Origin of the sequence: Pseudomonas sp. B14-6, assembly GCF_013260315.1 — a bacterium.
GTDB classification, from domain to species: domain Bacteria; phylum Pseudomonadota; class Gammaproteobacteria; order Pseudomonadales; family Pseudomonadaceae; genus Aquipseudomonas; species Aquipseudomonas mandelii.
The window spans coordinates 1968605-1991172 of sequence record NZ_CP053929.1 but is presented as its reverse complement, the minus strand read 5'-3'; the positions used below and the strand labels follow the sequence as shown (position 1 = coordinate 1991172).

General features: G+C 60.6%; 22 protein-coding genes. 2 read left to right on the top strand and 20 right to left on the bottom strand.

The features are described from left to right. Window positions 1-3: 3 nt before the first annotated feature. Complete coding sequence (locus tag HP062_RS09020) at window positions 4-390, bottom strand: hypothetical protein (RefSeq protein ID WP_010455655.1); 387 nt, start codon at window positions 388-390, stop codon at window positions 4-6. Between the two features lie 179 nt (window positions 391-569). Between HP062_RS09020 and HP062_RS09015 the strand changes: the two genes are divergently transcribed. Then, window positions 570-1382 carry a bifunctional 2-polyprenyl-6-hydroxyphenol methylase/3-demethylubiquinol 3-O-methyltransferase UbiG gene (locus tag HP062_RS09015; protein WP_010455653.1) on the top strand — a complete coding sequence of 271 codons (813 nt, stop codon included), beginning with the start codon at window positions 570-572 and terminating at the stop codon, window positions 1380-1382. Between the two features lie 13 nt (window positions 1383-1395). On the opposite strand, the gene HP062_RS09010 is transcribed toward HP062_RS09015, so the two are convergent. The 5 genes from HP062_RS09010 to HP062_RS08990 all read right to left on the bottom strand — a co-directional run bounded on the left by HP062_RS09010 (window position 1396) and on the right by HP062_RS08990 (window position 5928). Continuing rightward, a complete protein-coding gene (locus HP062_RS09010; protein WP_010455651.1) occupies window positions 1396-1704 on the bottom strand; it encodes an addiction module antidote protein in 309 nt (102 codons plus the stop codon). A gap of 2 nt (window positions 1705-1706) precedes the next feature. After that, on the bottom strand, window positions 1707-2000 hold the full coding sequence (locus tag HP062_RS09005) for a type II toxin-antitoxin system RelE/ParE family toxin (protein WP_010455649.1): 294 nt from the start codon (window positions 1998-2000) through the stop codon (window positions 1707-1709). Window positions 2001-3562: 1562 nt separating this feature from the next. Continuing rightward, window positions 3563-4255 (bottom strand): N-acetyltransferase, encoded by a 693-nt coding sequence (locus tag HP062_RS09000; protein WP_172791289.1) that lies wholly within the window; start codon window positions 4253-4255, stop codon window positions 3563-3565. A gap of 115 nt (window positions 4256-4370) precedes the next feature. Beyond that, window positions 4371-5162, bottom strand: coding sequence for a ChbG/HpnK family deacetylase (locus tag HP062_RS08995; protein ID WP_172791288.1), 792 nt, complete (start codon window positions 5160-5162; stop codon window positions 4371-4373). Beyond that, on the bottom strand, window positions 5134-5928 hold the full coding sequence (locus tag HP062_RS08990; protein WP_353852379.1) for a GNAT family N-acetyltransferase: 795 nt from the start codon (window positions 5926-5928) through the stop codon (window positions 5134-5136). The genes HP062_RS08995 and HP062_RS08990 overlap by 29 nt, the downstream gene beginning before the upstream one ends. Window positions 5929-6205: 277 nt before the next feature. Here HP062_RS08990 and HP062_RS31445 point away from each other — a divergent pair, with 277 nt between their 5' ends. Next, window positions 6206-6292 carry a hypothetical protein gene (locus HP062_RS31445; protein ID WP_224795531.1) on the top strand — a complete coding sequence of 29 codons (87 nt, stop codon included), beginning with the start codon at window positions 6206-6208 and terminating at the stop codon, window positions 6290-6292. 63 nt (window positions 6293-6355) lie between these two features. Here the strand turns inward: HP062_RS31445 and HP062_RS08985 are convergent, their stop codons facing one another. From HP062_RS08985 to HP062_RS08920, 14 genes are all read right to left on the bottom strand, one after another. Further along, the gene (locus HP062_RS08985) at window positions 6356-7045 is read right to left on the bottom strand and encodes an N-acetyltransferase (protein WP_172791287.1); all 690 of its coding nucleotides are present in this window, start codon (window positions 7043-7045) and stop codon (window positions 6356-6358) included. 86 nt (window positions 7046-7131) lie between these two features. Beyond that, window positions 7132-9051, bottom strand: coding sequence for a hypothetical protein (locus HP062_RS08980; RefSeq protein WP_172791286.1), 1920 nt, complete (start codon window positions 9049-9051; stop codon window positions 7132-7134). Then, window positions 9048-10352, bottom strand: a complete 1305-nt coding sequence (locus HP062_RS08975; protein WP_077749050.1) for a lipopolysaccharide biosynthesis protein — start codon at window positions 10350-10352, stop codon at window positions 9048-9050. Before HP062_RS08975 ends, HP062_RS08980 begins: the two co-directional genes overlap by 4 nt. After that, a complete protein-coding gene (locus tag HP062_RS08970) occupies window positions 10349-11350 on the bottom strand; it encodes a polysaccharide deacetylase family protein (RefSeq protein WP_077749051.1) in 1002 nt (333 codons plus the stop codon). The genes HP062_RS08975 and HP062_RS08970 overlap by 4 nt, the downstream gene beginning before the upstream one ends. Before the next feature lie 12 nt (window positions 11351-11362). After that, window positions 11363-12499, bottom strand: a complete 1137-nt coding sequence (locus HP062_RS08965) for a glycosyltransferase (RefSeq protein ID WP_077749052.1) — start codon at window positions 12497-12499, stop codon at window positions 11363-11365. Then, window positions 12492-13460 carry a glycosyltransferase family 2 protein gene (locus HP062_RS08960; protein WP_077749053.1) on the bottom strand — a complete coding sequence of 323 codons (969 nt, stop codon included), beginning with the start codon at window positions 13458-13460 and terminating at the stop codon, window positions 12492-12494. Before HP062_RS08960 ends, HP062_RS08965 begins: the two co-directional genes overlap by 8 nt. Continuing rightward, the gene (locus HP062_RS08955; protein ID WP_083376385.1) at window positions 13457-14824 is read right to left on the bottom strand and encodes an O-antigen ligase; all 1368 of its coding nucleotides are present in this window, start codon (window positions 14822-14824) and stop codon (window positions 13457-13459) included. Before HP062_RS08955 ends, HP062_RS08960 begins: the two co-directional genes overlap by 4 nt. Further along, window positions 14821-15909 carry a glycosyltransferase family 4 protein gene (locus HP062_RS08950; RefSeq protein WP_083376386.1) on the bottom strand — a complete coding sequence of 363 codons (1089 nt, stop codon included), beginning with the start codon at window positions 15907-15909 and terminating at the stop codon, window positions 14821-14823. The genes HP062_RS08955 and HP062_RS08950 overlap by 4 nt, the downstream gene beginning before the upstream one ends. Next, a complete protein-coding gene (locus HP062_RS08945; RefSeq protein WP_010455625.1) occupies window positions 15906-17498 on the bottom strand; it encodes a Wzz/FepE/Etk N-terminal domain-containing protein in 1593 nt (530 codons plus the stop codon). Before HP062_RS08945 ends, HP062_RS08950 begins: the two co-directional genes overlap by 4 nt. A gap of 17 nt (window positions 17499-17515) precedes the next feature. Beyond that, entirely contained in the window at window positions 17516-18541 is a 1026-nt protein-coding gene (locus HP062_RS08940) for a polysaccharide biosynthesis/export family protein (protein ID WP_010455623.1), read from the bottom strand. Window positions 18542-18563: 22 nt separating this feature from the next. Beyond that, window positions 18564-19211, bottom strand: coding sequence for a CpsD/CapB family tyrosine-protein kinase (locus HP062_RS08935; RefSeq protein ID WP_010455621.1), 648 nt, complete (start codon window positions 19209-19211; stop codon window positions 18564-18566). After that, window positions 19212-19958 carry a sugar transferase gene (locus HP062_RS08930; RefSeq protein ID WP_077749055.1) on the bottom strand — a complete coding sequence of 249 codons (747 nt, stop codon included), beginning with the start codon at window positions 19956-19958 and terminating at the stop codon, window positions 19212-19214. Continuing rightward, window positions 19955-21013: an NAD-dependent epimerase gene (locus HP062_RS08925; RefSeq protein WP_010455617.1), complete on the bottom strand. Its 1059-nt coding sequence runs from the start codon at window positions 21011-21013 to the stop codon at window positions 19955-19957. Before HP062_RS08925 ends, HP062_RS08930 begins: the two co-directional genes overlap by 4 nt. Then, a complete protein-coding gene (locus HP062_RS08920; RefSeq protein WP_010455615.1) occupies window positions 21010-22362 on the bottom strand; it encodes a UDP-glucose/GDP-mannose dehydrogenase family protein in 1353 nt (450 codons plus the stop codon). Before HP062_RS08920 ends, HP062_RS08925 begins: the two co-directional genes overlap by 4 nt. Window positions 22363-22568: the final 206 nt, after the last annotated feature.

The window sequence follows — 22568 nt, the reverse complement described above, 5'->3', positions numbered from 1 at the left end:
GGTTTATTGCAACGTTGCCCCCTGACGGATGAGGCATTCGAGCACGCATGTGGGGTCGAGGACTTCCTGGTTGACGTAGACGCCACGTACCGGATCGTAGGAGCGGATGAATACCCGGACTGAGGCATCCGCGACGGTCGGTAATATTGAGTCGTGGAACTCATGCTGGCTGGCAATCGGGATGAAATCCTGAGGTGCGGTCGGGATGTATGACCGAGGCGGCACGGTGCTCAGGGAGGGCGGCACCGGGTGGGCGAAGGGCTGGTCGGCCCCGTAATAATTGAACTCACTGCTGTAGTCAGTGGTGGGTGTCAGGGTGTCGTCCGCCTGGGCGCCGGTGAGGGCGGTCAGGCTGAGGGCGAGCAACAGCGTCAGATCAGTTTTTTTCATGGCAACACCTGCGAAATCGGATTTCCCGCACTTCCCCAAGGCCATTAACTATAGCTGCCCTACGGGCACGCGTTCGCGACGCCCGGATTACAACATTCCAACAAACGCCCAATGGGGTTTTTCAGCACCCTGATCTAGACTCGTGCCGGTCAACAATGACCCGGATTCTGGAGTGTGCAATGGAAATGCCGACCAAAAAAAATGCCATCGCCAGCAACCGCGATGCCTGGAACGACTCCGCCCGACACCACAAGGACGCGCCCGATTGGCAGGCTCTGGTGGCGGCGGTCAGTCATCGCGATTTTTGCTGCATCGATGACACACTTCGCGGTGTACTGGAGCAGGTCGGCGTCGATGGCAGGGACGTGGTGCAACTGGGCTGCAACAACGGACGGGAAAGTCTTTCGCTGTTTGCGCTGGGGGCTCGCAGCGTGGTGGGCGTCGACCAGTCCGACGCGTTTCTCGATCAGGCGCGGGAACTGGCTGGACTCTCACCCCATGAGCCCGAATTCATCGAGGCCGACATTCATCACCTGCCGGCTGAATTGCATGACCGCTTCGACGTGGCGCTGATCACCATCGGCGTCTTGAACTGGATGCCCGACATCGGCGAATTCTTCCACCATGTCGCGCAGACCCTCAAGCCCGGCGGTGCGTTGGTGGTGTACGAAACCCACCCCTTCCTGGAAATGGTCGACCCCGAGGCCGCCGATCCCTATCGTCTGGACAGCTCGTACTTTCGCAGCGAGCCGTTCGTGCAGGACCAGCCGATCGTCTACGAAGGCAAAGTCGACCAGCACACCGCGTCGTCCTACTGGTTCGTCCACACCCTGGGCGCCATCTTCACCGGCGCCATCGAGGCGGGACTGCAGATCAGCCATTTCAAGGAGTACCCGCATTCCAACCGCGAGGAACTCTATGACCGGTATGAGCGGCAGACGGCGCAGTTGCCGTTGTGTTTTACGTGGGTGGGGGTGAAGCGAGCAGCCTAGCCAGAAGAATCTCTCAAAGCACCGAGTGATTGATCGAATGACCTGGCTGCGCACAGAGATCGATGCCGAGGGCATGGATGACCTTCAAAACCGTATCAAAGCGTGGTTTTGCACCGGGCGCGAAGGCCTTGTACAGGCTTTCGCGACCCATACCCGAGTCCTTGGCAATCTGTGTCATTCCGCGCGCTTTCACCACGTATCCGATAGCACGAAGAAATTCCTCGTTATCGCCCTCTGCGAGCACTTGTGAGAGGTACTCGCTAATGGCTTCGTCACTGTCCAGCAGTGCCGCCATATCGAAAGTAGTCAAAGTCTGGCTCATGTTTAAACCTCCTTTGCCAATTTTTTAGCCCGCCTGATATCGGCGGTTTGCGAAGATTTATCACCACCGGCCAAAAGCACAATGACGACACTGTTTCGCAAAGTGAAGTAGACCCGATAGCCGGCGCCGACGTCCACGCGCATTTCGGAAACGCCGTCTCCCACCGGCTTGATATCACCCAGGTTACCTGCAGAGGCACGATCAATGCGACGAGCGATAGCAATCTTCGCCCGCAAGTCACGAACTGAGGCATGCCATGCCACGAAGATCATAGTTTGTTGAACAATATAATTCATTGCTCAAATGTATCCACTTGGATACGAATGAGCAGTCAGGCGCTTCCTTCGCCAGGGATGGCTTTTCCCATAGATGTGTGGGACGTATCACGCTCTCAGCAGCGAAATCACCCGGCCCTCCTGTAGTTGATCGTCGTCGAACACAAAATCTGCGTACGCTGAGGATCTACTGTGGGAGCGAGCCTGCTCGCGATAGCTCTCTGTCAGTCACATCAATGCCGAATGTGCCGCCGCCATCGCGAGCAGGCTCACTCCTGCATTGGATCGTCGTCGAACACAAAATACGCATGCGCTGGAGATCCACTGTGGGAGCGAGCCTGCTCGCGATAGCTCTCTGTCAGTCACATCAATGCCGAATGTGCCACCGCCATCGCGAGCAGGCTCACTCCTGCATTGGATCGTCGTCGAACACGAAATACGCATGCGCTGAAAATCTACTGTGGGAGCGAGCCTGCTCGCGATAGCTCTCTGTCAGTCACATCAATGCCGAATGTGCCGCCGCCATCGCGAGCAGGCTCACTCCTGCATTGGATCGTCGTCGAACACAAAATCTGCGTGCGCTGGAGATCCACTGTGGGAGCGAGCCTGCTCGCGATAGCTCTCTGTCAGTCACATCAATACTGAATGTGCCACCGCCATCGCGAGCAGGCTCACTCCTACATTGAATCGTCGTCGAACACAAAATCTGCGTGCACCGCAGATCCACTGTGGGAGCGAGCCTGCTCGCGATAGCTCTCTGTCAGCCACCTCAATGCCGAATGTGCCGCCGCCATCGCGAGCAGGCTCACTCCTACATTGGATCGATGTCGAACACGAAATACGCATGCGCTGAGGATCTACTGTAGGAGCGAGCCTGCTCGCGATAGCTCTCTGTCAGTCACATCAATTCCGAATGTGCCGCCGCCATCGCGAGCAGGCTCACTCCTACATTGGATCGTCGTCGGACACAAAATCTGCGTGCGCTAAAGATCCTTTGTAGGAGCGAGCCTGCTCGCGATAGCTATCTGTCAGTCACATCAATGCCGAATGTGCCGCCGCCATCGCGAGCAGGCTCGCTCCCACATTTGAATCCCTCCGTACACAAAGCCCGTGTGCACCGCAGCTCCACTGTAGGAGCGAGCCTGCTCGCGATAGCTCTCTGTCAGTCACATCAATGCCGAATGTGCTGCCGCCATCGCGAGCAGGCTCACTCCTGCATTGGATCGTCGTCGAACACAAAGTCTGCGTGCGCTAAAGATCCTTTGTAGGAGCGAGCCTGCTCGCGATAGCTATCTGTCAGTCACCTCAATACCGAATGTGCCGCCGCCATCGCGAGCAGGCTCGCTCCCACATTTGAATCCCTCCGTACACAAAGCCCGTGTGCACCGCAGATACACTGTAGGAGCGAGCCTGCTCGCGATAGCTCTCTGTCAGTCACATCAATACTGAATGTGCCGCCGCCATCGCGAGCAGGCTCACTCCTACATTGGATCGTTGTCGAACACAAAATCTGCGTGCGCTGAGGATCTACTGTGAGAGCGAGCCTGCTCGCGATGGCCGCAACTCGGTCTGTCTATCGGATATCAGGCGCTAGCCGCCCCTGTTACCACTGGCCGTCCCGGTTTGCGCAGCGGATCAAGCCGTGAGCCGGTGTAGCGGGTTTCGCGGTAGAAGCGCCAGAGTCCGAAAAGGCTGTAGACGTGGGTAACGCGACCCTGTTCGTGGTAGCCCATGCGGATGTGCAGCTTCAGGGCAGGGATGTTGTGGGTTTCGCAGACGTCCACCACCTTGTTGCAGCCTTGGGCTGCCATTGCTGCCCAGAGGTCTACCTGAGCATCCACCGACAGGCTGGTGCCGAAGTAGGGGCGGGCCATTTCGCCGCCGAACTCGAAGAATTCACCAGGTTTGACCGGGAACCAGCAGCCGTAATAGTGACGGTCGTGGTAGTCGCGGACGCTGCCCCAGATAAACGCAACAGCGTGGCCTTCTTCGTCCAGATACATGTGCCCGGTGTGACCCTCGGTGGCGAGTTCGGCCATGGTCCCGACGCGGTCACCAAAATGCTTGCCGAAGGCGCTGGCGTTTTCGGGGGTGATGGTCACCATGCGCAGTCCCGAATAAGGACGCAGTTTGTGCGGCGGTACCGGGCTGATCAGGTCCCGTTCCATCCATAAAAGCTCCCAGTGGAAGAACACGTAGCGTTTCCACAGCGTGTTGAACGTGCGGCTCAGGCCTTTTTGTTTTATGCGTTCGCGAAGCTTTTCGATGATGCTCATGACGCTCTCCTTAGCCTAAGCCAGGGTGTGGGTGGAAACGCTTTTGATGGGTATAGATCAAGCTTGAAAGTTCATATCAAAGCGCCAGCTTTGAATGTGTTGCAACGTATGTAACTCATTCGAGCGCGGCTTCACCGGTCACCAAATGGCTGTTCAAAGCACCATAGGAAGCCCGCGGCACGCCGTGAAGACGCCTTTCTAGAACAAGGGTTAGAGACTCTTCTGGCTGCAAATAGGCATCACCGAAATCAGCGCCAAGCTGAGTCGGATGAGCCACGATTTCCAGCACACCATCGGTCGGCATGGCGTCATTGCGCAGGTCCACCGGTGTGCACACATAATCCGCGGTCACACCCGCCAGGCTCTGCAAGCGATTATTCAGCAAGGTCTTGAACACACGCTTGGGCAAGCTCAGGTTTTGCCCCAGATTGCGCGCAAGGCGCACGGGCACCCCTTGGCTCGCGGCGAAGCGGGCGACGATCTCACCAATGGGCCAGATGTTGTGAACGTGTTGATGGGAATCGATGTGGCTGGGCCGTACACCGTTGTCCACGCAGCGTTGCCATTGGGCGTTGAGCTCCTCCAGCACTGCGTCGCGGTCCCCCCGGCTGAGCCAGAGGCGATGGCGGGACAGGTTGAGATCGAACACCCCATGGCTGTCACAGAAGTTCCTTCGACCCAGAATCGACTGACTCAACGGACGCCCATACGTGAGGTTGAAATGCAGGCCGATCCGGTCCTTGAGCAACGGATGCTGGGCCATGACGCACGCCGCTTCGAAGGCCGGCATATTGGCCATGGCCGTGGCGGAGCTGATCACCCCCGCCTGGAAGGCGCCCAGGATTACCGCGTTTTCGCACGGGCTGAGACCGAAATCGTCAGCGTTGACTATGACTTGGCGAGGCATGGTCGCCCTCCCTGTTTGTGTCGGTTGGCTTCGTTGCTTTGACCACTGCGGCAACGGGCGCCGGTGCAGTGGCAACGGTCGCTGCTGCCCGTTTGGCTTGCCATTTCTGCAACAAGGGTTTGAGCCGCTGCCAGAGTCTCAAGGCCAGGCCCAGCGCCAGACCGCTGGGGCGCCAGGAATAGAAACTCCAGCGCCAGTGTTCGAGTTGCCCGGTCATGCGTTCGTGCAGTTGATGGCTGGAATTTTCCAGGCTCACCCGCGAGGCATCGATCCAGCGCCAGTGCTCGTCCAGCCCCCAGCGAATCCACTCGTCGAGCAGCACCCGACCGCTGCCCAGATCGGCGTATTGCGGCAGGAACGCCAGGTTGTAATCGTACAACCGGCCTTGCTCCAGCAACCCGAGGCGGTAGCTGATGCAGCGCCCGTCCAGCTCCAGCACCACGACCCGCACCAGCCCCTGTTCGGCGAGGGCAGTGAAGGCTCGGTCCATCCATTGTCGGTGACGTTCGTCGGCGAAAATCCCGACGCCTTCATCGCCTTTCCAACTGACCGCTTCGACTTCACTGATGGCCTGCAACAACGGGCCCATGGTCGACGCATCGGGGGTGATCCGTCGAACCTGAGCACCACAGGCTGCGATGCGTTTGCGTGCGCGGCGCAGTTTATAGCGGGGGTCACCCGAAACTTCCTGGTGGTCCGCGTCGCTGATCACGTGCACCGGCACCCGACAGCTGAGGCGCCGTTCACCGGTCGAGCTGTGCGCCATCCACTCGGTCAGCACGCTTTCTTCGCCGACCGGTTCCGACAACTCGTTGAGTTGCAGCAGGGCATGGGGAAGTTGTCGGCGGATCTCGATCAGTGCCTTGCGGATATTCTCCGAGTCCGTTTTTGCAAGGAGCGCAAGGCGGTCCGCAAGTGGGTAGCCAAGGTGATGCAGCACGCGAAACGGCAGCCTGGCGAAACGCTCGACGGAGGCCACCAACGGCAAACACAAGACCAGCTCATGACCCTGCCAGCCAAGCAACACATGCAAACGTTGCCCGGTGGTCAGGGCCTGTTCGGATGCACGCATCCAGGCCAGTGTGTTGAACGGTGTGTGGTCCGTCACTCGCAGACGCAACGCTTCATAAGCCGTTTCCGGGAAATCAGCGGCGCACAACGAAGTGCGCCATTCGAATCGTGCTGCCATAGGGTCAGCTCACCGCTGCTGTGGCGGGTTCACGTGCCGGTTTGCGCAAGGCATCCAGGCGTGAGCCGCTGTAATGGGTTTCGCGGTAGAAGCGCCAGCGACCAAACAGCTCGTAGACGTTCATGATCCGCCCTTGTTCCTTGTAGCCGGTGCGTATGTGCAGCTTGAGGGCAGGGACATTGTGAGACTCACAGACATCCACCACTGTGTGGCAACCCTGGTCCAGCATGGCTTTCCACAACTCCGTCTGCACGTCCATCGACAGCGCGGTGCCCCAGTACGCGCGGGTCAGCTCGCCGCCGAATTCGAAGAACTCGCCTTCTTTCACCGGGAACCAGCAGCCGTAATAGTGTTTGTCGTGATAGTTGCGTGCCGCACCCCAGATGAAGGCCACCGCATCACCCTTGTCGTCCAGGTGCATATGCCCGGTGTAGCCTTCACGGGCCAGTTCGGCCATGGTCTCCACGCGGTCACCGAAGTAACGGGTGAACGCCACGGCGTTTTCCGGGGTGATGCGCACTACCTGCAGCGGCGGGTAGGGCCGGAGTTTGTAAGGCGGCAATGGAGTGACCAGGTCGCGCTCCATCCACAACAGTTCCTCGTGGGAAAACACGTAGTGCTTCCAGATTTTACTAAGGGTGGCGCGCCAACCTTTTTGTCTGATGTGTTGGCTGAGTTTCTGCAAAACGCTCATGTTATTGACTCCTGACGGTCTCGGCCGCGAGTGGAGTGATGCGAGGTGCGGCCAATGGCCGATTTCGCTATTCAATACTTGGCAATTCATGAGGCGCTCCAGCTGAGATTGAACAGGGTCCGTCCTGGCAGCTCGAAGCTGACGCGACCGTCCTGGCAATTGAAGGGTGCGTCGCGGGCGCGGTTGTCGGCACCGAAGTAGCTTAATGAACCGTTGGCCAGCGGGCACTGGACTCCAGTCAGGGCCACACGCTGCAAGCGCGTGGCTTTATTGACGCCCAGAAGGTTGCGCTTCTTGTCCTCGGCCATGGCCAGCACGTCGACCTCGAAGGCGTCGTTATCGAGGAGCATCACGTCGTGCAGCCAATGCTGGCGGATGAACTGCTGAGCCAGGCCCACGGGCTTGAGCTCGAAGCGATCGTCGCCGAGGACACGCAACATGCCTTTGGGGTAGTTCGGTTCGTCAGCAGCCTGGAACCAGCTCAGCATCTCCAGCAAGCCATCCTGGGACGAGTTGATGACGACCGACGTCCACCACAACGATGCGAAGTGGGTTTCCTGATCGTAAGGACTGAGGCTGGAACCGCTGGACATGTTGGTCTGGTCCAGCAGCAAGGCTTTGCGCGGCCGGCCCTGGGCGTCGAGGCCGACCAGGTCGGCGGCGCGGCGCACGCTGTCACGGTAGACCCGTGTTGCCAGCAGGTCGCGAATCATCCATTCGTGCCAGGCCAGGGCATCGATGTTTTCGCCGGATTCGGCCAGCAAGCGTTTGGCCCAATCGATGCCGCGTTTGTCGGCGGCGTTGTCGGCAAACGGGCCGTTGACCAGTCGCGAACTGGCGGGCATGGCGATGCGCACGCCGGCCTTGGCATTGGCGGGATTGCTACGCACTTGCCGGGCCATGCTGTTGAAGATGCTTTGGTAGTTGGCGTAGTCCGGGTAATTGAGGTTCGGCTCGTCGGCAAAACCGATGTAGTGCGTGCCTTTGCCACCCAGGGCCCGGGTCGACGCGAGCCAGGCGTCGAGCCCGGCGTTGCTCAGGGTGTCGGCGCGCAAGTCAGCCTGGCGCTGGCTTCCGGCCAACAGCGTGATGTCCTGGGTGATGCCGAAGCGGTCCTGATACAGCCGACGGAATTCATCTTCGTAGTGCGGATTCTTCGCCGTGATGTCGACGAAACTGTAGTAAGTGCCCGCCTGTGGCTTGAGTGCATCGAGCACGGCATAACTCGATTCCGGCACCTTGACGTAGGGCAGGGCGATGCCCAGGTTCGGGGTCGGCCCCAGCATTTTATTGTGCAATGTCAGCCGGACCTGGCCATCGTCCTCGCGCAGGGGCTTGAGTTGCTGCGGATTCTGGGCGAAGAGGTTGGCGGTGCCATCTAGCCAGAACGCCACCTTGCCGCTGCCTTGCAGGCGCAGGCGCCAGACCTGTGCTTCTCTTGCGACGGGCAACTCGACCTTGTCGAACTGCCAATAACCCCGATACGGTTTCAGCGCCAGCGCCACTTGTTTGCCGTCGCCCACGCGCTGCGCTTGCAAGGCGCTGACACCGCCGTGGAACTTGCCAGCCAGCACTGCGCGCTCACCCGGCGCTACCTTGAAGTACAGCTCATCGCCGTTGTGGGTTTCGGCGCTGAAATGCACCTTGGCCGGGGCGAACAACGCCACCGTGTGTTCGTCGTGTTCAACCCGGTAGCGACGGAAGCTGTAGCCCGGAATTTCCAGTTGATAGCTGGAGGCACTCGGGGTCAACGGCCAGCTCTGACTGCCGCGCGATTCGCTGGCGGCGATCAGGCGCTCGCCCTGGAGTTTGCCCTGGCCGTCGAGCAGGTACAGGCGTTCTTCGTTGGCATCCGCCTGCCACGCCGGCGCCCAGCGAATGGTCAGCGTGTCGGGACGATCCGGTTGCAGGTACAGGCTGCCGTCGCGAATATCGGCCCAACGCATGGGCGCCGCCTGGGCGCTCAGCGCGAGGCCAAGGCTAAACAGCAGGACCAGGCGTTTCATGCCGACTTCCGTTGCAGCATGTGCAGCATCGGCGTTACATCGCTGGGCAGGATGATCAGGGTTTGCCAGACCGGCACGCCGCTCAACCGGCAGTACATCACCAGCAGCGCGAGGGTGACCGCGAGGTAGGCGATGGACGAGGCCGCCGCCGCGCCGACGATCCCGTAGGCCGGAATCAACACCAGGTTCAGCGCCAGGTTCAGCAAGGCGCCCAGCCCCATCAACAGCGAAATCGTGCCGGGACGGTTTTTGCCCAGCAAGTCCAGGCGCAGGATGCTCGCGTAGCACAGGCCCAACAGGCCCGGCAGCAGTGCCAGCAAGGCCGGATACGCCGGCTGATAGGCCGCGCCGAATAGCGTCACGATGAGCCATTCGCCGATCACTGCCATGGTCACGCAGGCGCCGAGCATCACCGTGGCGGTCAGGCGCAGGGCCAGCGGCGTCACTTTGTCGATGCCTTCTTCCTGTTGCAGCAGGCGTTTCATCAATGGCGTGGTCACGGCTTCCGGGACAATCAGCAGCAACTCGGCGGCGGCGCTGGCCATGGCGTAATGACCGAGCGCGGTGCTGCCGAGCAGGGCGCCGATGAACAGGTAATCGGAGCGCAGGATCACTTGTTGGAACAGCAGGTCGGGATGGCTGCGAGCGCTGTAGCGCAGCAGCTCGTTCTGGCTGGCGCGGTCCCATTGCAATTTCAGGGGCTGAGCGCGTTTGAGCCAGAACCAGCCCGCCAGTACCACCAGGCTGATGCCTGCCAGCCAACTGATCAGCGCTGCTTCCAGCGCGGCGTCTTTCCACATCCAGAACAAGGCGAGAAACAGCAGCAGCGGCGCCAGGGATTCCACCAGGCGCAACGCGTTGAAGGCCACCACGCCGCCGGAGGCGTTGTGCAGGGTCAGCAGTCCGCTCTTGAGTACGGTCAGCGGCACCGCCAGCAACAACAGCCAGGCGAGCAGGCCCAGTTGCGTGGTGATGTCGAGTTCACTGCCGAACTCACGCACCAGGGCGACCACCAGCAAAGTCAAAAGACCCGCCAGCAAGCAACCGAACACCAGCACCTGACTCAGCAGCAACCCCATGGGGCGTTGCTTGGCCGCCTGAAAACCCACCGCCGAATTCAGCCCGCCGCTGGTGGCGGCGCTGATCAGGTCGGGCAAGGTGCTGAGCAGGGCAAACAAACCCCGTTCGCTCGGCCCGAGGATCCTTGCGAGCAACACGTTGCGCATCAGCCGCAAACCGATCATCGCCAGTTTGGTGCCCATGCTCAGGGCCAGATGCTTGAGGTAATGGCTGCGGCTCATGTGCGGGCCCCGCGGAACAGGCGCCAGGACAGCAGCTGCGGATTGCGCGCCACCCGTTGGCTGACGCCGAAACGGGGCAGGTTCAAGGGGTCATCGGTGCCCCGATAAATCCCGGTGCCGGTGCCCAGGGCGAACGGGTAATCGTGATCGGCAACGTGTTCGCGTACCCGCGCATCGTTGTCGCCGTTGGGGTAGCAGTAGACCGGCAGCGGACGGTTGCAGCCATTGTGCAAGGCGTCGCGGCTGCGGCTGAGTTCTTCATGCAAACGCTGATCATCGAGGCCGGTGAGAATCGCATGGCTGGCGCCGTGGGGACCGAACCGCACCAGCCCCGAGCCTTCCAGCATGCGCACCTGCTGCCAGTCCAGCGCCTGGGGCAATGACTCGTCCGGGCACTCGTCGGTCAGGTGATTCAAGTCAGCAGGGCTGAGGGTTTTCAGGCTGTGCAGAAAATGCAGCAAGGCCAGGCTGCGACGCTCCACTTCCAGTTCATCGAAGGCCACCGGCAACGGCCGACCGACTTGTCGCAGGCAATCGATCAATTGCATCCGCGCCCGTTCACCGTGGCTGCCCCAGAGGGTTTCGCCGATGCTCTCCCACCAGAACCGCTGGCGGCTGCCGATGAAATCGGTGGAGAGAAAAATGCTCGCAGGCACCTGGTATTTTTGCAGCAACGGGAAGGCGTTCAGGGCGTTGTCGCGCCAACCATCGTCGAAGGTCAGGGTGATTTTCGGGCGATCCGATCTCACCGTGCCGGGTTGCAAGATGTCCATCAACGACACGCAATCGAAGTGTTTTTTCAGCCACACCAGCAAGTGTTCGAAGGCTTTTGGCCCGACGCACAGCTCATTGCGATGGGGCAGTTCGGCGGCGTGGTCGCTGGCCAGCACCCGGTGCAGCATCAGGATCACACCGGCGCCTTGCAGTTGATTGCGGCCCACCGGCGAGTTGAGATAAAGCCAGCCACTGGTACGTTTTAATAGTTGTTTGATCGCCATGGCTCAGTCCTTTCAACGGTTTTGCTCAGGGTTCCACTGGGCGTACCGCTGCCCCCGCAGGAACTGCCACAGACCGATACTCATCCCGGCCAGGGTCACTAGCAGGAACGCGGCGAGGCGGAAAGGTTTGGGCAGACGGTGTTGCGAATCCAGCAGACCGGCGATGGCCACGGCGTAACCGAGCAGTTGCGCGACCAGGCTCAGGCGATAGAAACCGTGTTCTTCCCACAGCCAGAAATTGCTCAGCAACAGCGGCAGCAACAGGATCGGCGCCAGACGGCGGATCAACTTGTGGCTGATCAAGGCAATCGAATACAGGCCATGTTTCAGCGGATTGAGCAGCTCGCTACGTTGGGCCAGGCTTTGCAAGCCCCCGACGGTAACCCGCTGACGGCGGCGGAATTGTTTGTCTGCTTCATCGACGCCTTGGTCGATTACTTGCGCTTCGGGCACATAGACAATGCGCTTGAACGCCACCGGCGCGCAGGTGCTGATGAAGAAGTCATCGTTGACCTCGGCCGGCACCTCCTGGAACAACTCGCGGCGCAGGGCAAGCAGGGCGCCGTCGGCGGAGACCATGCAGCCGGTGCGGTTTTCCACCTTGCGCAGCCAGCCTTCGTAATGCCGATAGAGACTGTCGCCGATACTCAGGCCACCGCCGGTGACCGGGATTACCATGTGCCCGGCGCACGCGCCAACCTGGGGATCGCACAGCGGCGCCAGCAGGTGACCGAGGGTGTCGCGGGACCATTGGTTGTCGGCATCGGTGAACACCAGAATATCCCCGGTGCTCAATGCCACTCCGGCATTCAGGGTCGCGGCCTTGCCCTGGCGAGGCAGGTCGAGGATGGTGATGCGCGGGTCGATGACCTTGCGTGCACAGGCCACGGTGTCATCGGTCGAACCGTCGCTGGCCAGAATGATCTGCAGCGAGGCCGGCTCATAATCCTGAGCGAGCAACGTGCGCAACTTGTGTTCGATGTGCCGCGCTTCGTTGTGCGCGGCAATCACGATGCTGATGTTCATCGGTTCCGCGATTGCGTTACGCCGCGCCGCAAACAATGGCGCCAGCAGCGTCAACAGCAAGGGGTAACCGAGATAGGCGTAAACCGGCAGCAACAGGCACAACCAGAAAATGAATTCAGCCACGGGCAGGCCTCCTGGCTTTCCAATGACAAAAACTGAGAACAAACGCGGCACCGGCCAGGTGCAGACGCAACCAATGCAGGCCCCAGAGTTGCAGGGTCAATAGCAGATCACGGTGTTTGAAGGTCTGGCGCATGCTCAAGGCCAGCGCCGGTAGGCTGGTCAGGAACACCATGAGCGCCGCATGGTGGGGGAAGCCATCGAGCAGGGCGGAGATTGCCAGGAAATCCAACATCCAGGCGGCGAGCGACACCAGCGGGAAGCGCAGCAGACGCATGCTCAGCCCATGGCGGCGCAGTAACTGCAGATGGCTGCCCTGACGCCAGAATTCCTTGCCCATCCATTCACGCCAGCTGCCCTCATAACCCCAATGCAGGGCGACGGTCTGATTGACCGACAGCAGGCGCGCGCCCGCGTGGGAAAGGCGCATGGTGAAATCCTTGTCTTCGCCGGTGCGCAGGGTTTCGTTGAAGCCGCCGACCTTGTCGAACCAGGGGCGGCGCATCAACAGGTTGGAACTGGGCAGCCAGCGCACCGTCTGCACCGTCTCGTTGTTCGGACGCAAGGTGCGACGTTGCCAGGCATTGGCATACCAGGGGGCTTCGGCCGGGGTGTGCAAGTCCAGCCCGAGGACGTCGACCTGAACCGCGGGCTCGATTTTCAACAACAGAGTGAGCCAGTCCTCGGGCATCTCGACGTCGGCATCGATGAAAGCCAGCCAATCGCCGGTGGCGATGGCCGCACCGCGATTGCGCAAGGCGCCGATGAGCACGCCCGGCAGCACCAGCACCTGAGCGCCGAATTGCCGGGCTATCTGCGGGCCCTGATCGTCGGAACCGTTATCGACCACGATCAGCTCGCATTCCAGACCGGCGGCGATGGCAGCGCGTTGCGCAGCCAGCAAGGTCCGAGCGATGTGGCGAGATTCGTTGTACATCGGAATAACGATACTGATGCGGCTCATGCCTTGGCCTCCGCGAGTGGGCTTTCTTCGGCTTTCAAACGCAGCACGCTAGTCAGGGCGAGCATGATCCACACGTACTTCTGATTGGGTGCGCTGAGGAACATCAAAAACAGCGTCAACGACAGGAAACTCATGCTCAGGTGCGTCAGCAAATCTGCCTGTTCGCGGTTGCGTCGCTGCATCCATGCACGACGGGCGCGGACCAGGTTGTACAAACCGAGGCCGAGCATGCCGACGAACAACAGGCCGGCGGGAATCCCCAGCTCACTGAAGATTTCCAGGTAGGTGTTGTGGGCGCGACGGTAGAGGTCGCCGATTTTGCGGTTGGCCGAAAACGCCTTGGCATAACCGGTGGTGGCGTAGTGCAGCGGGAACGTCCCGGGGCCGGTGCCCAGCAACGGGTTCTCGCGGATCATCTCGCTGCCGACCACAATGTACGAGGCGCGACGGCCGAGGGATTGGTCCTGGCTCTTGGCGCCGGCGCTCAAGATGCTCAAGGACTGAATGCGCTCGATGTAACCCTTGGGCATCGCATAAATGGCCAGCGGAATCACGATCACCAGGCCCAGCATGGCAAACCCCAGGTGCCGAGGACGGATGCGTTTAAGCTCGGCGCGGTAATGCCAGACGCCGATCATCAGGCTGAGGAACAGCACCACCAGCCCCGAACGGGATTCAGTCTTGGTCATGCCGCCCAGCAGCAAAATGCAGCAAGCGACCCAGAAAATTCGATGCAGAAAGTGCGGGCTGCGCACCACCAGCAGCAAGGCAAGCGGCACGGCGAAGGCGATCAGCATGGCAAAGGCGTTCGGGTCTTCCAGCAGGCCGGCGGCGCGCCCCTGGTCTTGGTATTTGCTGGAGAACATCGCCAACACGCAGGTCGCCGTGACACTGAGGGTGACCATCTTGGCGAACAGGTCCATGTTCAGCTCGCGGCCGATCAGCAGGGTGATCACAAACAGCACCAGGCCGACACTCAGTTCTCGCAGGTGCCCCATGGACATGCCCATGTTGTCGGTGTTGATCACGCTCAGCAGGTACAAGACCATGAACCAGATCAGGTAGCGCCAGATGTTGCTGCGCAGGCGTTCGGAGGGTATCTGGTGGATGGCCAGTTGCAGCATCAGGATCACGGCCAGTGACGCGCCGAGGAACTTGGTGCCCGACAGCGAACTGTCTTTGAAGAAACCTTCGAACGGCACCAGCGCCGCGATCCCGAGCAAACCCCAGGTGGGTTTTCGGTAAAGGAGCGCGACACCGACCAGGCCCAGCACCGCTCCCGGCGCCAGATACGGATAAGGGCTGGCCAGCAAAGCGAGGCAGACCAGGCCAAACAAACTGACGATCGAGAGCGGAAAGATCACGCGCGTGCCTCCCGTGCAGTACGGAGATAAAGTTGCGACCAGCGTTCGGCCAGGGCCTTGAGGTCGTAACGGTCCAATTGCGTACGTTTTGCGTTGTCGATCAGGTCGCGGGCCATGGCCGGTTCAGTCAGCAACGAGCCGATCTGGCGGGCGAGGGCGGCGCTGTCGGCGGGTGTCGCCAGCAGGCCGTTGTGCCGGTCTTGCAGCACATCGGGGATCCCGCCGACGCCGAACGCCACCACCGGCACACCGGCTTGCATCGCTTCGAGCAGAATCATCGGCGTGCCTTCGGTGCGCGAGCTGATCACCAGCGCATCGAGTTGTCGCCACCACACACTCATGTCGGTCTGGTAACCCGGCAGGGTGATGCGGTCCTGTAAACCCGCTTCGTTGATACGCGCCAGCAGCGTCTCCCGTTCCGGGCCGTCGCCGAGCATCACGGCGTCCAGTTGCGGGTGTTGCCGGCAGAGTGGAATCAGCGCATCGAGAAAAAAGTCCGGGCCCTTTTCACTGCTCAGCCGCCCGACGTAACCGGCCAGCCAACGCTGGCGTTTCGCGTGACGCGGCAACAGTCCGTCAGTCGCCGGCAGACCATTGGGAATCACCTGCAGCTTTTCCGCCCGGACGCTGGCCTGACGGCACAGCACGGCGATGCTTTCGGCAACGCAGACCACGCGATTCACCGACGCGGTGCGGCACAGTTGCAGGCTCAGCCAGGTGTAGAACTTCTGCTTGCGGCTGCGCGGTGTGAAACCGTGCTGGGTAATCACCAGCGGCAGGCGCAATAACGTTGCGCCCACCCAGCCAAACAACAGGCCCTTGAAGTTGTGCGTATTGATCAACGGCCGTTCCGCCCTGCGCTGGCGCAAATGCGCCAGTAATTCCCCCAACCCCGCGCAACCCCGGCAGTCGACCCCCGCCTGACGAAACCGCGCGATCAAGTCTGGCGGCGCATCGAGAAACAGCACTTGGTGCTGCCCCGGCGTCGCCAGGCAATGGTCCAGCAGCATCCGCTCAGCCCCGTAGAAGCCGCCGCTGCTGAGCAAATGAATGATCGGCAGGGAAGGGATGAGCGGCGCGTTCAATTGCGCACCCAATGCACGAGGCGCGGTAAGGACCAGTTGCTGTGCGGATTGGTGGGTTCCACGTTCTGATCGTTGATCACCAACAGCACCGGCAAGCCCAGTTCGTGGGTGATTTGCGCTGGGTGTTTGAAACGGTGATCGAAGAACTCACGCACGTAGACCAGGGCAATCGCCAGCAAGAGACCGGTGAACAAGCCGAACGGAATGATCAGCATCGGTTTCGGGAACGCCGCTTCGGTGGGCTCATACGGCGGGCTGAGCACCCGTGCGTTGGACAGGTCGTTGTCCAGCGAACGTGCGCTGCTGCTTTCGGCGAAGCGTTGGGCATAGGTCGAGAACGCCGCGTGCAACGCGTTGATCTCGGTGTCCATCTGCCGCAGCTTGCTCTGGGTTTCCTGCAACTGGTGGATGCGCTCCTTGAACTCGGCAATGCGCTTGGTTTTCTGGTCGATCACCGAGCTGACAATCGCCAGATCAGTGTTGCGTTCCTGAATCCGGTTGCTGACCACTTTCAGAAACTGCTGACGGGTGCGGGCGATTTGCTCGCGGGTCAGCAACATCGGTTCGCTGCTTGGCTGGAAGATCGCCAGGTCGTTCATGTAGCGGCTGACCTGTGTGGTCAGGGCCTCACCCATCTGTTTGATCTCACGATCCTCGAACGCCACATTGTCCACGGTGGTGGTGAAGGTGTAGGGGAAGGTGTAGTCGTTGAGTTTCGAGTTGCTCGCTGCGGCCAGGCTGGTTTTCAGGTAGTCGAGCCAGCGTTGGCTTTGCAGCAGGCGATCGCGGTACAGGTTGAGCGCCTGCTCCTCGGTGTTGATGGCATTGAGGCGGAAGGTGATTTCTTCCTTCGGATCGGACGAGCCGACCGCTTCAAGCAAGCCCAGCCGAGTGCCTTCCAGGCCATCGAGACGCACCTGGTATTGCTTCTTCTTGGTTTCGTAGAACGACTGCGGCAAATCGATCGATTGCAGTGCCTGACGGCTCGTCAGGTAGTTCTGCAGCAAGGCTGCAACGAAATTGGTGCCTTGGGTTGGATTGTCGAAGCTGTAGATGATGGAGATCACGTTGGAGCCTGGCAGGGTCTCGATTTTCAGACTGTCGATCGCCTGTTGGGTCAGGGCATCCAGCGCCGTGTCGCGTACCGGGTCGGTTTCCAGGCCCAGGGTGGCTTTCATCGGGTTGATCACGTATTCACGCAGCGGCGTGGTCACGTACTGCTTGAACGGCTGGGTCACCAGTTTGTTGAAAACGCCAGGGGTAGGCGTGTACTCACCCTTGTCGCGCAACTCGCTGATGGTCTGCCGGATCAACGCCGGCGAGCGCAGGATATTGCTCTCGGTTTCCATGTCCGCCAGGGACGGTGGAATGAACGAGGCGTTCTCTTGGTTGAGGGAGGTTGTGGCGTCTCCCTGTGAGAGTTTTTTGGACTGCACGATCACCTGGGCGGTGATATCGAAGCTCTGTTTGAGCATCAGCGGCAGGACCAGCGCGATCACTGCAAAGACCAGGAAGACTCGTTTCACCAACTGCTTGTTGGCGAAAAAGATCCTGAAGAACTCGTGCAGGTAGTTTTCCTTTGGATTCATGGTCGGTCACCTGAGAGTTAGTTGCTGTCACTGTCTTTGTTGTCGACGCGGTAGCCGAAGCTGAAGCCCACGCCCTGGAACAACACCACGTCTGCCAGTTGCCGCGCGAGCTCACCGGCGCTCGCCAGTTTGGTCTTCGGCACATAGAGCATGTCGTCCGGTTGCAGGTACGCAATCTGCGACGCATCGCCGGCCAAAGCCTTTTCGACGTCGTAGCGCACGGCCTGCACCTGGTTGCCATTGCGGCGCATGATCATCACCGAGTCGAGCCGCGCCTTGGTGTTGCTGCCACGGGCCAGGGTCAGCGCTTCAAGCACCGAGACTGGCCGGCGAATCGGGTAGGACCCCGGTTGGCCAACTTCGCCCAGCACATAGATTTCGTTACCCGCGGTGGACTTCAGCAGCACGTCGACGGTCATCCGCCCCGGCAGCTTCGCGTAGCGTTGGTTGAGGAAGGTTTCCAGTTGATTGACGGTCATGCCTTGCAGCGGCACGGCGCCGATTTCCGGGAAGCTGGCGTAGCCGTCGGTGCCCACGGTGATCTCCCGGCTCATGCCGGTAGCGGGGTGGTTCAGGGCACTTTTGAGGTTCGACTCGTTGCTCAGCGGGCTAATGACCTGCACGGACAACTGGTTGCGGTTCGGCTGGAACAGCTGTTTGCGCTGGTAGGCGCGCTGGATTTCCTCACGCGCCTGTTCGGACGTCAGCCCGGCGATTTTCACCGAGGTGTTGGCGCCCGGCAGTTCAATGGTGCCATCGGGCAGCACCAGTTGATTGCCGTTGAGCTGGCTGGCAGCGGTGAAGTTCAGGCCGATCTGGTCGCCGGACTGGATGCGGTAGGCGTCCGAGCCGCTGGTGCTGATGTGAAAGATCACGTCCAGCACATCCTGTGGCCGCAAGGTCTGTTCGACCTTGGGCATGTCAGTGGCCTGGGCGTTGGCCGGTGAGGCCGTGAGGATATTCACCGGCATGTTCTGGGTTTCGGAAGTGCTGGAGCAACCTGCAAGCGGCAGCAACAGCAGGACAAGCATTTTGGCGTTCATGTCGTCATCCTTTTCTGATTGCTCACAGGTTTTTGTAGAGCCATTTCGGCATGTAGTACTTGCGCCGGTTGAAGACGCTGCCGACCAGTTTCGCGCCGGCCTGGGTCAAGCGCTGAACCGCCGCCTGGGCTACTTCCCAGCGCGTGTCTTCGGAGCGCACGACCATGATCACGCCGTCCACCTGGGTACTGATGATCATGGTGTCGGCGGCGGAATACACCGCGTCGCCGTCGATCACCACAAAGCGATACTGACTGCCGAGCTGATCGAGCAACGGGCCCAGGCGTTCTGGGGTCAGGTGCTCGGTACCACGCACATACCGGCCGTTGGGCAGGATGTGGAAGGGCAGGCTGGAGACGTTCACCACGCAGTCCTGCAGCAGGGGCGGGCTCTGGGTGTTGAACAGCAGGTCGCGAAAACCGCGCTCCTTGGTCAGCCCCATCTGTTGCGTGAGGTTGGTCGATGACTGACTGGCATCGACCAGCAACACTTCGCCGCTGCTCATTTTCGCCAGCTGACTGGCCAGCGCCAGGGCACTGGTGGTGGTGCCGGCGCCGGGGTTGGCGGCGGTCAGAAATAGGATCCGCAGATCTTGATCGAGCACGGTCGAGGTCAGGTTGGACTCGCTCGGGTTGGCAATGCTTAGGCTTTTGGCTGATGAACCGTCCATTTAACTCGCTCCGTGGCCGCTGAATACTTTGAAGGGGGTTTTCAACAGGATCTTCAGATCAAGCAACAGGCTCTGCTCGGCGATATAGCTGAGGTCCAACTCAACGCGCTGGTCGAAGTCGATGTTGCTGCGCCCGGAGATCTGCCACAGGCCGGTCATGCCGGGGTAGATGCTCAGGCGTGCAAGGTGATTGTCCTTGTAGCGGTAGGCGTTGAACGAGGTTGGCCGCGGGCCCACCAGGCGCATGTCGCCCATCACCACATTGATCAGGTTCGGCAGCTCATCCAGGCTGCTGCGCCGCAGGAAACCACCGATGCCGGTGATGCGCGGGTCCTTGTCGATCTTGAAATCGATCGCGTCGGCTCCGTGCTTGTTCAGGTGACGCAGGGACTCTTTAAGCTCCTCGGCGTTGGCCACCATGGTGCGGAACTTGTACATGCCGAATTTGCGACCGCGGTAGCCCGTGCGTTTCTGCACGAACATCACCGGTCCCGGGCTGCTGAATTTGATCGCCAGTGCCAGGCCCAACAAGATGGGCGAGATCAGCAGCAGAATCACCAACGCACCGAGGCAGGCGACCACGCGGTTGGTGCGCGACAGCGTCCAGGGACGACCGCCGTCACGGCCGGTCATCCAGCCACGACCCTGCATATGGATCGCGGTGTCGAGGCGCATTCGGTGCTCCGGGTCCAGGCGCTTGTCTCGGCGCATCTGTTGCATCGGCACCGTTTTTTCATGTCCAGTCATAGAATCCTCCGCTGAAGTTCAGCCGCTAGCGGCGCGTGGGCGATAGGCAGTGGGTAGTAATCGCGGAACCAGGCGATGAAGCGCCCGAGTCCTTCATCCAGCTCGATACAAGGCTGAAATCCGGTTGCCCGAGCCAGGTCGCTGGCATCGGCGCAGGTGTTGAGCACGTCGCCCGGCTGCAGTGGCAGCAACTCGACGAGGGCTTTTTGTCCAAGGTGTTTTTCCAGCAGCGCCAGGTAATCCTTGAGTTCCACCGGGTGCTGGCCGCCGATGTTGAAGATCCTCCACGGCGCCATGCTGCTGGCCGGGTCCGGTTGTTCACGGTCCCATTCGGCGTTGGCTTGCGGTGGACGGTCGATCAGGCGTGCGATGCTCTCGATGATGTCGTCGATGTAGGTGAAATCGCGCTGGTGTTCGCCGTAGTTGAACAACTTCAGTGGCTGCCCTTCGGCAATCGCCCGGGCGAACTGGATCGGCGACATGTCCGGCCGACCCCAGGGCCCGTACACGGTGAAAAAACGCAGGCCGGTGCAGGGAATGCCGAACAGGTGGCTGTAGCTGTGGGCCATCAGCTCGTTGGCTTTCTTGGTCGCGGCGTACAGCGACAGCGGATGGTTGACGCCGTCCTTCACCGAGTAAGGCGTGTGCTGGTTCGCGCCATACACCGAACTGGACGAGGCGTAGACCAGGTGCTTGACCGGGTGGTTGCGGCAGCTTTCGAGAATGTTGAGGAACCCGCTCAAATTGCTGTCGAGGTAAGCCCGTGGGTTCTCCAGGGAGTAACGCACCCCGGCCTGGGCCGCGAGATGAATCACCACCTCGGGCTTTTCACGGACAAACAGGGCCTCAATGGCAGGACCGTCGGCCAGGTCAACCGTCGCGAGCTGGAAAGCGCCAACCTGCTCCTGCACCCAATTCACGCGGTCGTGTTTGAGTTGCGGGTCGTAGTAATCATTGAAATTGTCGAGGCCGAACACCTGGTGCCCGTCACGGATCAACCGCAACACGCAATGGGCACCGATGAAACCGGCCGCTCCGGTGACGAGAATCTTCATGGCCGCGGCGCCTCGGGAACGATGTGCCGCAGGCCGATGCCGCTGTAGTGCAAACCGGCGGCCGCCACCTGTTCCGGGTTGTAGAGGTTGCGACCGTCGACGATCACCCGCGAACGCAGTTTGCTTGCCAGCAATTCAAAGTCGACCACGCGGAAGTTTTTCCACTCGGTGCAGATCACCAAGGCGTCGGCGTCCTCCAGCGTGTCGTCGCGGGTGGCGCACAGGTGCAGGTCATTGCGGTAGCCGTAGATGCGTCGGCATTCGGACATGGCTTCCGGGTCATAGGCCTGCACGCTCGCGCCTTCAGCCCATAACGCATCCATCAGGTAACGGCTGGGGGCTTCGCGCATGTCATCGGTGTTGGGCTTGAACGCCAGGCCCCAGATCGCGATGGATTTGCCGGCCAGCCCATCGGGGAATTGTGCTTTCAGTTTGCTGAAAAGAATGTGGCGTTGGCTGTCGTTGACGTCGGTGACGCTACGCAGCAAGCGCAGCGGCATGCCGTTGTGTTCGGCGGTATGCAGCAGGGCGCGCAGATCCTTGGGGAAGCACGAGCCACCGAAACCGCAACCTGGGTAGATGAAGTGGTAACCGATGCGCGGGTCCGAACCGATGCCTTTGCGAACCGCTTCGATATCGGCCCCCAGCAGCTCGGTGAGGTTCGCCAGTTCGTTCATGAAGCTGATGCGCGTGGCGAGCATCGCGTTGGCTGCGTATTTGGTCAGCTCGGCGCTACGGTTGTCCATGAACATGAGCTTTTCATGGTTGCGGCAGAATGGCGCATAGAGCTCGCTGAGCTGGCCGCGGGCTTCCTCGTCGTCGGTGCCGACGATGATCCGGTCCGGGCGCATGCAATCGGCGAGGGCGCTGCCTTCCTTGAGAAACTCGGGGTTGGAGACCACCCGCACATTGAGGGTGCTCTTGCCGCGACGAAGCAGTTCTTCGTGGGCGGTGGCGGCCACCTGGTCCGCGGTGCCGACAGGCACGGTGGACTTGATGATCAGGGTGCGATCGGCCTCCATGTAACTGGCGATCTGGCGGGCCACATTCAGTACGTGACTGAGGTCGGCCGACCCGTCTTCATCGGCGGGCGTGCCCACGGCGATGAAAATCAGCTCGGCGTGTTCGACCGCATCGCTGGCCTGGGTCGTGAACAGCAAACGGCCGGCCTTGATGTTCTCTTCCAGCGTGCCGGATAACCCCGGTTCGCTGATCGGCGGCACGGCCTGTTGCAGTTGCTTGATCTTGTTTGGATCGATGTCGACACATAAGACACGATGTCCGACATCGGCCAGTGCCGCTGCTTGTATCAGGCCGACGTAGCCCGTACCAAATACGCTCACGTCCATATTGGCGTGCCTCGTAAGACGGTTGAAAGAACTGAAATAAGACTGTCAAAAGGGGTATAGCCCAGCGTTGGGAAAACGTGTCAGCAAAATGACATGTTGCGCAGCTATAACAGCCCCATTTTTGGGGCGTTTTGCCATCAAGTGCTTGCCACTGCTGGATTTGCCGCGGTTTTGACGGGTTTTTCACAATTCGAAGAAAACGATAA

What these genes read in the sequence shown, in the direction of transcription:
- HP062_RS09020 (WP_010455655.1), bottom strand. Translation starts at nt 390, where the DNA reads ATGAAAAAAACTGATCTGACGCTGTTGCTCGCCCTCAGCCTGACCGCC.
- HP062_RS09015 (WP_010455653.1), top strand. Translation starts at nt 570, where the DNA reads ATGGAAATGCCGACCAAAAAAAATGCCATCGCCAGCAACCGCGATGCC.
- HP062_RS09010 (WP_010455651.1), bottom strand. Translation starts at nt 1,704, where the DNA reads ATGAGCCAGACTTTGACTACTTTCGATATGGCGGCACTGCTGGACAGT.
- HP062_RS09005 (WP_010455649.1), bottom strand. Translation starts at nt 2,000, where the DNA reads ATGAATTATATTGTTCAACAAACTATGATCTTCGTGGCATGGCATGCC.
- HP062_RS09000 (WP_172791289.1), bottom strand. Translation starts at nt 4,255, where the DNA reads ATGAGCATCATCGAAAAGCTTCGCGAACGCATAAAACAAAAAGGCCTG.
- HP062_RS08995 (WP_172791288.1), bottom strand. Translation starts at nt 5,162, where the DNA reads ATGCCTCGCCAAGTCATAGTCAACGCTGACGATTTCGGTCTCAGCCCG.
- HP062_RS08990 (WP_353852379.1), bottom strand. Translation starts at nt 5,928, where the DNA reads ATGGCGCACAGCTCGACCGGTGAACGGCGCCTCAGCTGTCGGGTGCCG.
- HP062_RS08985 (WP_172791287.1), bottom strand. Translation starts at nt 7,045, where the DNA reads ATGAGCGTTTTGCAGAAACTCAGCCAACACATCAGACAAAAAGGTTGG.
- HP062_RS08980 (WP_172791286.1), bottom strand. Translation starts at nt 9,051, where the DNA reads ATGAAACGCCTGGTCCTGCTGTTTAGCCTTGGCCTCGCGCTGAGCGCC.
- HP062_RS08975 (WP_077749050.1), bottom strand. Translation starts at nt 10,352, where the DNA reads ATGAGCCGCAGCCATTACCTCAAGCATCTGGCCCTGAGCATGGGCACC.
- HP062_RS08970 (WP_077749051.1), bottom strand. Translation starts at nt 11,350, where the DNA reads ATGGCGATCAAACAACTATTAAAACGTACCAGTGGCTGGCTTTATCTC.
- HP062_RS08960 (WP_077749053.1), bottom strand. Translation starts at nt 13,460, where the DNA reads ATGAGCCGCATCAGTATCGTTATTCCGATGTACAACGAATCTCGCCAC.
- HP062_RS08945 (WP_010455625.1), bottom strand. Translation starts at nt 17,498, where the DNA reads ATGAATCCAAAGGAAAACTACCTGCACGAGTTCTTCAGGATCTTTTTC.
- HP062_RS08940 (WP_010455623.1), bottom strand. Translation starts at nt 18,541, where the DNA reads ATGAACGCCAAAATGCTTGTCCTGCTGTTGCTGCCGCTTGCAGGTTGC.
- HP062_RS08935 (WP_010455621.1), bottom strand. Translation starts at nt 19,211, where the DNA reads ATGGACGGTTCATCAGCCAAAAGCCTAAGCATTGCCAACCCGAGCGAG.
- HP062_RS08930 (WP_077749055.1), bottom strand. Translation starts at nt 19,958, where the DNA reads ATGACTGGACATGAAAAAACGGTGCCGATGCAACAGATGCGCCGAGAC.
- HP062_RS08925 (WP_010455617.1), bottom strand. Translation starts at nt 21,013, where the DNA reads ATGAAGATTCTCGTCACCGGAGCGGCCGGTTTCATCGGTGCCCATTGC.
- HP062_RS08920 (WP_010455615.1), bottom strand. Translation starts at nt 22,362, where the DNA reads ATGGACGTGAGCGTATTTGGTACGGGCTACGTCGGCCTGATACAAGCA.